Here is a 12,781-nt window from a genome sequence, read left to right as displayed (position 1 = left end):
CGGACAGGTCGCAGTTTCAAGAATGACGAAAGCTACGTCGCGACCGAGCCATTCCCGGCCGTCTCCAGCCGGAACGCGGCCGCGAACAGCGCGCGCGTGTAATCCGTCTTCGGATTCTTGAACAGCTCGGCGGCCTGGCCTTCCTCCACCACCTTGCCGCCGCGCATCACGATGAGATGGCTGGCGAGCGAGGCGACGACGCGCAGATCGTGCGAGATGAACATGTAGGTGAGATCGCGCTTGCGCTGGAGCTCGCGCAAGAGGTCGACCATCTGCGCCTGGAACAGCATGTCGAGCGCGCTGGTCGGCTCGTCCAGCACGACGAAATCCGGCTCCAGCACCACCGCGCGCGCGATGCTGATGCGCTGGCGCTGGCCGCCGGAGAATTCATGCGGATAGCGGAAGCGCGTCTCAGGATTGAGCCCGACATCCTCCAGCGCCTTGACGACGCGCACCTCGCGCTCCTCGCGCGACAGCTTCGGCTGATGCACGGAAAGACCTTCGGCGATGATGTCGGCGACCGACATGCGCGGGCTGAGCGAGCCGAACGGATCCTGGAACACGATCTGCATGTCGCGCCGGAACGGCCGCATCTCCTTGAAGCGCAGGCCCTGGATATCCTTGCCCAGGAACACGATGCGCCCGTTTGAGGAGATCAGCCGCAGCAATGCGAGACCCAGCGTGGTCTTGCCCGAGCCTGATTCGCCGACGACTCCAAGCGTCTCGCCCTTGCGCACGGCGACGCTGACGCCATCGACCGCTTTGATATGGCCGACCGTCTTGCGCATCAAGCCGCGCTTGATCGGAAACCAGACTTTGAGATCATTGGCCGACATCACGACGGGCGCATCCGGCTGCGGCGGCGCCGGATCGGGCTTCGGCTCCGCCGCGAGCAGGTCGCGCGTATAGGGATGTTTCGGGGTTTTGAAGACCTGCTCGACCGGTCCCTGCTCGACGACCACGCCACCCTTCATGACGCAGACGGTGTCGGCGATGCGGCGAACGATGCCGAGATCGTGGGTGATGAACAGTAGGCTCATGCCGAGCCGCGAACGGATCTCGGCGAGCAGCGCCAGGATCTGCGCCTGCACGGTGACGTCGAGCGCCGTCGTCGGCTCGTCCGCGATCAGAAGGTCCGGCTCGTTGGCAAGCGCCATCGCGATCATCACGCGCTGGCGCTGGCCGCCGGAGAGCTGGTGCGGATAGCTTTTCAGCCGCGTCTCGGGCTCGGGGATGCCGACCTGGGTCAGCAACTCCAGCGTCCGCTTGCGCGCCTGCGCATTGCTGGTCGGATTGTGCAGCTGGATGATCTCGCCGATCTGCGCCTCGATCGTGTGCAGCGGATTGAGCGAGGTCATCGGCTCCTGGAAGATGATGGAGATGTCGCTGCCGCGAATCTCGCGCATCTTCTGCTCGGACCGGTCGATCAGCTCCTGCCCCTTGAAGCGGATGCTGCCCGAGGGGTGCGACGCGTTCGGATAGGGCAACAGCTTCAGGATCGAGAGCGCGCTGACCGACTTGCCGGAGCCGGACTCGCCGACCAGCGCCACGCATTCGCCGCGCTTGATCTGGAACGAGACCTTGTCGACCGCGAGCGTGGTGGCGCCGCCCTGGTGGAAGGCCACCGAAAGGTCGCGCACGCTGAGCAGGGGCTGGTTGATTGCGTCCATCGCCTTACCTGAACGTCTTGCGCGGATCGAAGGCGTCGCGCACGGCCTCGCCGATGAAGATCAACAGCGACAGCATGATCGCAACCGAGAAGAAGCCGGAAAAGCCGAGCCAGGGTGCCTGCACATTGGACTTGGCCTGCGACAGCAATTCGCCGAGCGAAGGCGATCCCGGCGGCAGGCCGAAGCCCAGGAAATCGAGCGCCGTCAGCGTCATCACCGAGCTGGACACGATGAAGGGAAGGAACGTCATGGTCGCGACCATCGCGTTCGGCAGCAGGTGGCGGAACATGATGACCGGGTTGGAGACGCCGAGCGCCCGCGCCGCCTGGATGTATTCGAAGTTGCGCCCGCGCAGAAACTCGGCCCGCACGAGACCGACCAGCGAGACCCAGGAGAACAGCAGGAGGATGCCGAGCAGCACGAAGAAGCCGGGCACGAGGACCGAGGACAGGATCAAGAGAAGGTAGAGCGAAGGAATCGCCGTCCAGATCTCGATGAAGCGCTGGAAGATCAGGTCGACCCGACCGCCGAAATAGCCCTGCACCGCCCCCGCCGCGATGCCGATGACGGACGAGACGATCGTGAGACAAAGTCCGAACAGCACCGAGATACGGAAGCCGTAGATCAATCGCGCGACCACGTCGCGGCCCTGATCGTCGGTGCCGAGCCAGTTATATTCGAGGTCGCGGCAGCTCTTCAGCCCCTTCTTCTCCACCACCGGCTGACACTGCTTCTCCGTCAACATCCAGGTCGGCGGCGACGGCGCCGGCGTCGGCAAGTCGAGATTGTGAGTATCGTAGGAATAGCGGATCAGAGGCCAGACGATGCTGCCGCCCTTGTCCTTGATCAGCTTCTGCAAGTACGGGTCGCGATAGTCGGCCGCCGTCTCGAAATCGCCGCCGAAGGTCGTCTCCGAATAGGTGACGAAAGCCGGCCAGTAGAGCCGGCCGTCGAACTTGATCAGGAAGGGCCGATCATTGGCGATCAGCTCGGCGAACAACGAGATCACGAACAGGCTGATGAAGATCCAGAACGACCAGTAGCCACGCCGGTTGGCCTTGAAGTTCTGCCATCGTCGCCTGTTGAGCGGCGAAGGCGCGAACGGCTTGCGCGTGATCGGCACCGAATCGCCGAGCGGCGATTTCGCCGTGGTTTCGATCGGCGTCGTTGGGGCGGCCAGCGTCATCAGACCTCCCGCGCCTCGAAATCGATCCGGGGGTCGATCCACATATAGGTCAGGTCGGAGATCAGGTTGATCACGAGACCGACCAGCGAAAAGATGTAGAGCGTGCCGAACACGACGGGATAGTCGCGGTTGAGCACGCTCTCGAAGCTGAGCAGCCCCAGCCCGTCCAGCGAGAAGATGGTCTCGATCAGAAGCGAGCCTGAAAAGAAGGCGTGGATGAAAGTCCCGGGGAAGCCGGCGATCACGATCAACATCGCATTGCGGAAGACATGGCCGTACAGCACCCGGTTCTCGCTGCAGCCCTTGGCGCGCGCGGTCATGACATATTGCTTGCGGATCTCGTCCAGGAACGAGTTCTTGGTCAGGAACGTCATGGTGGTGAACGCGCCGAGGCCCATGGCGATCAGCGGCAGCGTCAGATGCCAGAAATAGTCGATGATCTTCCAGTACCAGGGAAACTCCGACCACCCGTCCGAGGTCAGCCCGCGCAGCGGAAACCAGTTGAAGAAGGAGCCGCCGGCGAACAGGATGATCAGAAGAATGGCGAAGAGGAATCCGGGAATGGCATAGCCGAGCACGAGCACCGTCGACGTCCAGGTGTCGAGGCGCGTACCGTCGTTCATCGCCTTGCGGATGCCGAGCGGGATCGAGATCAGATAGGTGATCAGCGTCAGCCAGATCCCGAGCGAGATCGACACCGGCAGCTTCTCCTTGATGAGCTGGATCACGCTGACATCGCGAAAGTAACTCTTGCCGAAATCGAAACGGGCGAAATTCCAAACCATCAGCGCGAAGCGTTCCGGTGCCGGCTTGTCGAAGCCGAACTGCACCTCCAGCTTCTTGATGAAATCAGGATCGAGCCCCTGCGCACCGCGATATTTCGAGTTGATGGCGTCGCCCCCGGCACCGACCTGCCCAGGCGCGCGCTGCGCAAAATCGCTGCCGCCAGAGATGCGCGAGGTACCGCCGGTGTCGGCGCCCGAGAGTTGGGCGATGACGCGCTCGACCGGGCCGCCGGGCGCGAACTGCACAACGATGAAGGACACGAAGAGAATCCCGAGTAGCGTCGGGATCATCAGGAGGAGGCGGCGGGCGATATAGGCGCTCATGGCTATTTTGCCTGCTCGAGCTTGGCCGCCTTGGCGGGTTCATGCCACCAGATGTCCGGCGCGCCGACGCCGTTGGCATAGCGCGGCAGCTTCTGCGGATGGCCGAACTGGTCCCAATAGGCCAGCCGGTGCGTCTTGTTGTACCATTGCGGCACCCAATAGCGGCCGGCGCGGAATAGCCGATCGAAAGCGCGGCAGGCGACGGTCAGCTCTTCGCGGGTGTCAGCCGACATGATCTTTTCGATCATGGCGTCGATGGCCGGGCTGGCGATGCCCGCGAGATTGTACGAGCCCTTGGTATTCGCGACCTGAGAGGAGAAGAACGAGCGCATGGCGTCGCCCGGCGTCGCCGACATGCTGAAGCGCTGGATCGTCATGTCGAAATCGAAGTCATCCTGCCGCGCCCTGTATTGCACCGCATCGACGAGGCGCACGTTCGCTTCGATACCGAGCGTCGCGAGATTCTTGATGTAGGGCGCATGATGCGGCTGGAAGGAAGGCTCATCCAACAGGAACTCGATCTTGAACACCTCGCCATTCGGCAGCATCCGCTTGCCGTCCTTGATGGGCACACCGGCCTCGTTCAGCAGTTGCTGCGCCTTGCGCAAGAGGCTGCGGTCCTGCCCGGAGCCGTCCGTGACCGGAGGCGTGAACGGTACGGTGAAAACGTCGTCCGGAACCTGGCCACGAAACGGCTCCAGCAATTTCAGCTCTTCCGGCGAAGGCGGCGCATTGCCTGCCATGAGGTCCGAGTTCTGGAATGGCGACACCGTACGGGCATAGGCGCCGTACATGATGGTCTTGTTGGTCCATTCGAAATCGAAAGCGTTGATCAAGGCCTCGCGCACGCGAGGATCCCTAAATTTCTCGCGTCGCGTGTTGATGAACCAGCCTTGCGCTCCGGATGGCGTGTCATCGGGCACGACCTCCATCTTGACGCGGCCATCCTTCACCGCCGGAAAGTCATAGCGCGTCGCCCAGATGCGCGAGGTGAACTCCTCGCGATAGAGATAGCTCTTGCCGGTGAAACCTTCGAAGGCGACGTCACGGTCGCGATAGAACTCGTAGCGCACGACATCGAAATTGTAGCTGCCGCGGCAAACCGGCAGATCGGCGGCCCACCAGTCCTTGACCCGCTCGAATTCGATGTAGCGATTGACCTCGAACCTGCCGACCCTGTACGGACCGGAGCCGAGCGGAATATCCAGCGTCGATTCATCGAACGGCCGGGACGCATAATAGGCCTTCGAGAAGATCGGCAGTCCGGCGACATAGAGCGGCACGTCGCGGGCGCGTCCCTTCGCAAAGGTGACGACGAGCGTCGCGTCGTCGATGGCTTCCGCGTTCACAAAGTCACGCATCTGCACGATGATCAGCGGATGGCCCTTGGCCTTCAACGTCGTCAGCGAGAACGCCGCGTCGTGGGCGGTGAGCTTGGTGCCGTCGTGGAATTTCGCCTCCGGCCGCATCGTGAAGCGATAGACCAGCCTGTCCGGCGATATCTGCACGGATTTTGCGGCAAGTCCGTACATCGCGTCCGGCTCGTCGCTGCCGCGCACCATCAGCGGCGAAAACGTCATGTCCATGCCTTGCGCGCCATCGCCCTTGAGGATGTAGGCGTTGAGCGAGTTGAAGGTCTGGTAGGACTGGTTATACGACCTCGTCGATGGGATCAGCGAGAACGTGCCGCCCTTCGGCGCAGACGGATTGACGTAGTCGAAATGGTGGAAATCGGCGGGATATTTGAGATCGCCGAACGCAGAGATGCCGTGAGCCTCGGTCCCGGCTTCCGATGCACACGCACCGCGCAACGGCGCACCAATGGACGCCCCGAGGGCGCCGCCAACACCCAAGGCCAGCACATGGCGGCGTGACATCTGCGTCATGCGGGGAATGTCCTTCACGACTTCTTTGCGATCCGCGCCGCCTTGTCTGCGTCGTACCACCAGATAAACGGGAAACCGGACTGACCATATCTGGGCAATTCCGCCGGCCGGCCGAAGCGGTCCCAGCGCGCGGTGCGCACCTTGTTGTAGGTCCACTGCGGCACGACATAGTGATTCCACAGCAGCACCCGGTCCAGCGCCTTTGTTGCAGCCACCAGGTCGTCGCGATCGGTGGCGTAGATGACCCGTTCGATCAGCTTGTCGATCGCCGGATTCTTGATGCCGCCGATGTTGCGCGACCCGGCGATGTCGGCCGTCTTGGACGACCAGAACTCGCGCTGCTCATTGCCCGGCGACTGCGACTCGCCCCATGAATTGGTGACGACGTCGAAATCCCACTCGCGGGTCCTGTTCTCGTATTGGGTCGGATCGACCGTCCGCACGCTGACGGCAATGCCGAGCCGCTCCAGCGACGGCTTGTAGAACAGCGTGATCCGCTCGAAGCTCGGATCCTGGTTCAACAACTCCAGCGAAAACTGGGTGCCGGTCTTGACGTCGATCAGCTTGCGGTCGCGCACCTCATAACCAGCCTCCTTGAACAGACGCAGCGCCTCGCGAAGATTCTCCCGGACGGCCTCCGGGCTGCCGCCAACCGGATTGCTGTAGGGCGTCGTGAAGACCTCGGGCGGGACCTGGGCACGGACGGTCTCGAGGATCTCGAGCTCCTTGCCCTGCGGCAAGCCGGTCGCCATGAGCTCCTCGATACCGTCGAAATAGCTGCTGATACGCTTGTACTGACCAAAGAAGATCTGCTTGTTCATCTCCTCGAAGTCGAAGGCGTAGTTGAGCGCACGACGCACGCGGGGGTCGCTGAATTTGGCGCGTCGCAGGTTCGGCACGAAGGCCTGCATCACGCCCGAGCTGCGATTGACGAATTCCTCCAGGATCACGCGCTTTTCGCTCACGGCGGGAAAGTCGTAGGCCGTCGCCCAGCTCTTGGCGCTGTTCTCGGTGCGCCAATCGACCTGATCGGCCTTGAAGGCCTCGATCGCGACCGTGGCGTCTCGGAAATATTCGTAGCGTAGCTCGTCGAAATTGTTGCGGCCAACATTGGCGGGGAGGTCGCGGCCCCAATAATCCTTGACGCGCTCCAGCGCGATCGACCGTCCTGCGACGAACTCCTTGACCTTGTAGGGGCCCGAACCGAGCGGCACTTCGAGCGTGGTGGCGGAGACATCGCGCCTGCGGCCCTGCGCGTCCGTCCCCTCCCACCAATGCTTCGGCAAGACCGTAAGCTGTCCCACGATTTGCGGCAATTCGCGATTGCCCGGCGCGTCGAATACGAACTTCACCTCGCGCTCGCCGACCTTCTCGGCCTTCACCACATGGCTGTAGTACGCCGAATACATCGGATGGTGCTTCTTGAAGGAATCGAGCGAGAAGATCACGTCCTCCGGCGTGACGGACTTGCCGTCATGCCATTTCGCCTGCGGCCGCAAGCGGTAGGTGACGAAGGAGAAATCGTCCGGGTGGCTGACCGCTTCCGCCAGCGCGCCGTATTCGGTCGAGACCTCGTCAAGCGAGGGCGTGGTGAGGGATTCGTAGATGAAGGCGACCGCACCGGCGACCTGCCCCTTCACACCCGACACGACGATGTTGAAATTGTCGAAGGTGCCGACCGCGATCTGGCGCGCGATGCCGCCCTTGGGCGCGTCCGGATTGACATAGTCGAAGCGCTTGAAATCGGCGGGGTACTTGATCTTTCCGAACAGGGACAGCGCGTGGCGCCAAGGCAACTCATTGGAAGACTGCGCCTCGGCCGCGCCGACGACGGGAACGCCCGCCACGGAACCGAGGACGGGAAGCGCTGCGGCCGCAGTGCCGGTGAGCAGAAGATCGCGTCGGGTGATGGCCAAATCAACATCCCTGTCTTGAAGGAGGCTACTCCTTTAAGTTCCTAATATAGACGAGGTTTCGACCGAATATGTGTTGCTTTTTCCTCATCTTGGAGGCCGGGCGGCCGATCGGATGCGGCCAAACGCCCCGATAAACTGGCCGCGAGGCCTGGATAAGCAAACGGCCAGGCATTTCAGCCTGGCCGCTCATTCCAAGATGCGTTCCGGCGACCTTATTTGGAGGCCGTCGGCAGCGGCTGCGGATGTTCCGACAGCGAGTTCAGATAGGCAATGACGTCGGCGCGCTCGGAATCCTTCTGGATGCCGGCGAAGCCCATCGCGGTGCCGGGAATGAAGCCCTTTGGATTGGCGATGAATTTGTTGAGATCGTCGAACGTCCAGTCGCCACCCTTGGCCTTCATGGCGGCCGAGAAGTTGAAGCCACCACGGCCCTGGCCCTTTGGCTCACCGACGACGCCATAGAGGTTTGGACCGACCCGATTCGGGCCGCCCTTCTCGAACGTATGGCAGGCGCCGCACTTCTTGGCGGCCGCCGCGCCCTTCTCGACGGAGGCAGTCTGGAGCAGCTTCTCGATCGGCTCGGACGGTGCGGCCGCAGCGGCGCCTTCCTTGCCATGGCCGGCATCTTCCTTCACCGCAATTTCGAAGCCCGGCTTTTCCGGCATCTTGGGGGAGAACAGCGCACTCGCGGTGAAGCTCGTCACCAGCAGAAAGAGGCAGGTGCCGAGCACGGCACCGAGAATCTTGTTGAGTTCGAAAGAGTCCATTTCCGGCCAGGCCCCACCGCAAGAAGGAAACAGCGGCCGAAGCGGCCGCCAGGACGAGCCTCGGGAGAATCAAAACATTCCTTATTGTTTCCCCGAGTTTTGCCATTGAGATATCGGTTTGCCCGGGGTCTGGCAACCCGTATAAGCGAGCCGGCTTTCAGCCCGTCCCCACTCCATTTCCCGGCGCGGAAAACGCCCCGTTTCCAGGCTCTTGACCCCAGACCTTTGAACCCAATGATCGATCCTCGCATCCTGGTGCTGATCCCGGCCCGCATGGCCGCCACTCGCCTGCCGGGCAAGCCGCTGGCCGATATCGCGGGATTGCCGATGATCGTGCATGTGCTGCGCCGGGCCGAAGCCGCTGCAATCGGCCGGGTCGCGGTGGCCACCGACACCGATGAGATCGCCTCCGTGGTGACTGCCCATGGCGGCGAGGCGGTGATGACCCGCTCCGACCACCCTTCCGGCTCGGACCGCATCCACGAAGCCATGCAGAAGCTCGATCCAGACGGCAAGGCCGAGATCGTGGTCAATGTCCAGGGGGATTTTCCGACCATTACGATCGACAACATCCGCGAGGTGCTGCCGCCGCTGCAAGACCCGGCCGTGGACATTGCGACGCTCGCCTCGCAGATCCACACCGAGGAAGAGGATCTTGCCCCAAGCGTGGTGAAGGCGATCGGAACCTCGGTTGGCGGCAGGCGGATGCGTGCACTTTATTTCACCCGCGCGACCGCCCCGACCGGCGACGGACCACGTTACCACCATATCGGCCTCTATGCCTTTCGCCGCGCCGCGCTGGAGCGCTACGTCTCGCTTCCGCCGTCTCCGCTGGAATTGCAGGAGAAGCTCGAGCAGCTCCGGGCGCTTGAGGCCGGAATGCGCATCGATTTCACCATCGTCGATACCGTGCCCCGCGGGGTCGATACGCCGGCGGACCTCGAAACTGCGCGCAGCATCCTTTCCAAATCCTGAGCCGCTGTTACAAGGCCGATCATGAGCAAGATGAAGATCGCATTCCAGGGCGAACCCGGCGCAAATTCCCACATCGCCATCGTCGAGGCCTATCCCGAGGCGGAACCGATGCCCTGCGCCACCTTCGAGGATGCGCTGTCGGCGATCTCGTCGGGCGAAGCCGAGCTCGGCATGATCCCGATCGAGAACTCGGTCGCCGGCCGCGTCGCCGACATCCATCATTTGCTGCCGGCGTCGGGCCTCTTCATCATCGGCGAATGGTTCTTGCCGGTCCGGCACCAGCTGATGGCGGTGAAGGGGACCAGGCTCGAAGACATCAAGAGCGTCGAGAGCCATGTCCATGCGCTCGGCCAGTGCCGGCGCATTATCCGCAAGCTGGGCATCAAGCCGATCGTGCACGCCGACACCGCCGGCAGCGCCCGCGACATCTCCGAGCGCAAGGACAAGACCGTGGCCGCGATCGCCTCGCGTCTCGCCGCAAAGATCTACGGCCTCGACATTCTCGCCGAGGACATCGAGGACGAGGCCCACAACACCACGCGCTTCGTGGTGCTGGCACGCGAGCCGAAATGGGCGCCCCAAGGCGCGGGCCCGCTGGTCACCACTTTTGTGTTCCGGGTGCGCAATTTGCCGGCCGCGCTCTACAAGGCGCTCGGCGGCTTTGCGACCAACGGCGTCAACATGACCAAGCTCGAGAGCTACATGGTCGACGGCAACTTCTTCGCCACGCAGTTCTATGCCGACGTCGACGGCCACCCCGATGACAAGGGCCTCGCCTTCGCGATCGAGGAGCTGAAATTCTTCTCGCGCGAATTCCGCATCGTCGGCGTGTATCCGGGACATCCGTTCCGCGCGACGTTCAGCGAGACGCAGGAATGATCCTGTCGTTCCGGGGCACGCGAAGCGTGAACCCGGAACCTCGAGATTCCGGGTTCGATGCTTCGCATCGTCCCGGAATGACAGCAATAGCTAAGCCGCCTGCCTCGCCAGCCCGAACGCCTCCGCCAGCAGCGAATACGACTTCTTGCGCGCCTCGTGGTCGTACACGGCGGTGATCACCATCAGCTCGTCCGGCTTGCTGGCGTAGATCAGCGGCTGAAGCTTCTTCTGCACCGTTGCGGGGCTGCCGACGAACAGGCGCGAGCGGTTGCGCAGGATCGAGGTGCGCTCGGCGTCCGTATATGGATAGGCGATCGCCTCCTCGACGCTCGGCAACGGCAGATATTGACCGCGATCACGGCGCAGCCGGTTGAGGTCGAAGGACGAGGCGAGCCTCTCCGCCTCCTCGTCGGTATCAGCCGCAATGACGGCAACCGCGAGAATGGCATGCGGACTCGCACGCCAGGCCGAGGGCTGAAAACGATTGCGGTAATGGACCATCGCATCGATCGCGTCGTGGGTGGCGAAATGGTGGGCGAAGGCGAAGCCCATGCCGACTTGCGCGGCCAGTTCCGAGGAATAATCGCTGGAGCCGAGCAGCCAGATCGGCGGCAACCTGGTGTCGTCGGGCATCGCGACCACGTTGTTGTAGGGGTGTCCCGCAGGAAATTCGCGGGTCTCCCACAGAATCAGCTCGTGCAGGCGCTCCAGGAAATCGTCGCCCTCGCGCCGATCGAGCCGGCTGCGCAGCGCGTAGGCCGTCGCACCATCGGTGCCCGGCGCGCGACCGAGGCCGAGATCGATCCGGCCGGGAAACAGCGCCTCCAGCATCTTGAAGCGCTCGGCCACCACCAGCGGCGCGTGGTTAGGTAGCATCACGCCGCCGGACCCGACGCGGATGTGCTTCGTCACAGCTGCGATCTGCCCGATCATGACGTCGGGCGCGGGACTCGCGACGGAAGCGAGGTTGTGATGCTCGGCGAGCCAGTAGCGGAGATAGCCGAGCCCGTCGACATGGCGCGCCAGATCGATGCTGTTGCGCAGCGCCGCGGCGGGCTTGGTGCCTGTCGTAACGACAGAGAGGTCGAGGACTGAGAGCGGGATCATGGCGCATTAACCTAACGAAGGACCGTGCGGCGGCAATGGCAGGCTGCGCAGGTCAGAGAGTACGGAGGGGCGGGTCGCGGACGATTTCCGGTTGGGACAAATTACCTTCGCAACACAACAACTTCATCATGCCCACCAGCCGCATTGACATTTTGAAAACGCCTTAATCAAATAAATCTACTATAATACAATATGTTATAGCAATTGACCCGCCTTCCCACGACAAAGGCCATTGAGCATAAAATTTCAGAGTATTCGGGCATTGGTGGGCCATTTCCCATCATCGATGGGCTGTCGGCCAAACTGCCTTTGCCTTATGTTTGGCCCTCCCAAGCTAGACCCCGCGGCCGGCGGAAATTGGAGCGAGCGGTGCCATGACTGACGTGACGACCCCTGCGACCGCCGACGGGCACCTGAAGCGGCCTGCTATCTCGTTCGAGTTCTTTCCGCCCAAGACCGAGGAGATGGAGCGCAATCTCTGGGACACCATCAAGCGGCTCGCCCCGCTCGAGCCGAAATTCGTCTCGGTGACCTATGGCGCCGGCGGTTCGACCCGCGAGCGCACCCATTCGACCATCGCGCGAATCCTGAAGGAGACCGCGCTGCTGCCCGCCGCGCATCTGACCTGCGTCGGCGCCTCGCGCGGCGAGATCGACGAGATCGTCGACCGCTATCACGAAGTCGGCGTCCGCCATATCGTGGCCTTGCGCGGCGATCCCGTCGGCGGCATCGGCACGCCCTATTCAAGCCATCCCGAGGGTTATCAGAGCTCGGCCGACCTCGTCGCGGGAATCAAGAAGCGGCACGGCGACATCGAAGTGAGCGTGTCGGCCTATCCCGAGAAGCACCCCGAGGCGCGCGATTTCGACGCCGACATCGACACGCTCAAGGCCAAGGTCGATGCCGGGGCGACGCGCGCGATCACCCAGGTGTTTTTCGATAACGACCTCTACTTCCGCTATCGCGACCGCGTCCGCGCCCGCGGCATCGACATCCCGATCGTGCCGGGCATCATGCCGATGCACAATTTCAAGCAGGCGCGCAATTTCGTGACCCGTGCCGGCACCACGGTGCCGGACTGGTTCGCCGCGAAATTCGACGGCCTCGATGACGATGCCGAGACACGCAAGCTGGTGGCCGCGACCGTCGCGGCCGGCCAGGTGCAGAAGCTCGCCAAGCACGGCGTCGACACGTTCCACTTCTACACCATGAACCGCGCCGATCTCGTATTCGCGATCAGCCATTTGCTCGGCATTCGCGCCAAGAGCGTGCAGAAGGCTGCGTAA

At 62.9% G+C, this 12,781-nt stretch carries 10 protein-coding genes; 3 read left to right on the top strand and 7 right to left on the bottom strand.

What is annotated here, in order from left to right; all coding sequences use genetic code 11:
• Positions 1 to 32 precede the first annotated feature (32 nt).
• The 6 genes from IVB23_RS25235 to IVB23_RS25210 all read right to left on the bottom strand — a co-directional run bounded on the left by IVB23_RS25235 (position 33) and on the right by IVB23_RS25210 (position 8,534).
• Complete coding sequence (locus tag IVB23_RS25235) at positions 33 to 1,670, bottom strand: ABC transporter ATP-binding protein (RefSeq protein ID WP_247800440.1); 1,638 nt, start codon at positions 1,668 to 1,670, stop codon at positions 33 to 35.
• A gap of 4 nt (positions 1,671 to 1,674) precedes the next feature.
• Positions 1,675 to 2,856, bottom strand: coding sequence for an ABC transporter permease (locus IVB23_RS25230; RefSeq protein WP_061880992.1), 1,182 nt, complete (start codon positions 2,854 to 2,856; stop codon positions 1,675 to 1,677).
• The gene (locus tag IVB23_RS25225; protein ID WP_061880993.1) at positions 2,856 to 3,965 is read right to left on the bottom strand and encodes a microcin C ABC transporter permease YejB; all 1,110 of its coding nucleotides are present in this window, start codon (positions 3,963 to 3,965) and stop codon (positions 2,856 to 2,858) included. The genes IVB23_RS25230 and IVB23_RS25225 overlap by 1 nt, the downstream gene beginning before the upstream one ends.
• Positions 3,966 to 3,967: 2 nt before the next feature.
• The gene (locus tag IVB23_RS25220; RefSeq protein WP_247800439.1) at positions 3,968 to 5,851 is read right to left on the bottom strand and encodes an extracellular solute-binding protein; all 1,884 of its coding nucleotides are present in this window, start codon (positions 5,849 to 5,851) and stop codon (positions 3,968 to 3,970) included.
• Between the two features lie 14 nt (positions 5,852 to 5,865).
• Positions 5,866 to 7,767 carry an extracellular solute-binding protein gene (locus tag IVB23_RS25215; protein ID WP_061880995.1) on the bottom strand — a complete coding sequence of 634 codons (1,902 nt, stop codon included), beginning with the start codon at positions 7,765 to 7,767 and terminating at the stop codon, positions 5,866 to 5,868.
• 212 nt (positions 7,768 to 7,979) lie between these two features.
• The gene (locus tag IVB23_RS25210; protein WP_061880996.1) at positions 7,980 to 8,534 is read right to left on the bottom strand and encodes a cytochrome c family protein; all 555 of its coding nucleotides are present in this window, start codon (positions 8,532 to 8,534) and stop codon (positions 7,980 to 7,982) included.
• Positions 8,535 to 8,768: 234 nt separating this feature from the next.
• On the opposite strand from IVB23_RS25210, the gene IVB23_RS25205 reads away from it, so the two are divergent.
• Positions 8,769 to 9,509 carry a 3-deoxy-manno-octulosonate cytidylyltransferase gene (locus IVB23_RS25205; protein WP_197964944.1) on the top strand — a complete coding sequence of 247 codons (741 nt, stop codon included), beginning with the start codon at positions 8,769 to 8,771 and terminating at the stop codon, positions 9,507 to 9,509.
• 21 nt (positions 9,510 to 9,530) lie between these two features.
• Positions 9,531 to 10,388 (top strand): prephenate dehydratase, encoded by an 858-nt coding sequence (locus IVB23_RS25200; protein ID WP_247800438.1) that lies wholly within the window; start codon positions 9,531 to 9,533, stop codon positions 10,386 to 10,388.
• A 90-nt stretch (positions 10,389 to 10,478) separates the two neighbouring features.
• On the opposite strand, the gene IVB23_RS25195 is transcribed toward IVB23_RS25200, so the two are convergent.
• The gene (locus IVB23_RS25195) at positions 10,479 to 11,495 is read right to left on the bottom strand and encodes an LLM class flavin-dependent oxidoreductase (protein ID WP_247800437.1); all 1,017 of its coding nucleotides are present in this window, start codon (positions 11,493 to 11,495) and stop codon (positions 10,479 to 10,481) included.
• A gap of 374 nt (positions 11,496 to 11,869) precedes the next feature.
• Here IVB23_RS25195 and metF point away from each other — a divergent pair, with 374 nt between their 5' ends.
• The gene (gene metF, locus IVB23_RS25190; RefSeq protein WP_061881000.1) at positions 11,870 to 12,781 is read left to right on the top strand and encodes a methylenetetrahydrofolate reductase [NAD(P)H]; all 912 of its coding nucleotides are present in this window, start codon (positions 11,870 to 11,872) and stop codon (positions 12,779 to 12,781) included.

It is taken from the genome of Bradyrhizobium sp. 191 (assembly GCF_023100985.1).
In the GTDB taxonomy this organism is placed as follows: domain Bacteria; phylum Pseudomonadota; class Alphaproteobacteria; order Rhizobiales; family Xanthobacteraceae; genus Bradyrhizobium; species Bradyrhizobium diversitatis.
This window is presented reverse-complemented; position numbering and strand designations above follow the sequence as displayed.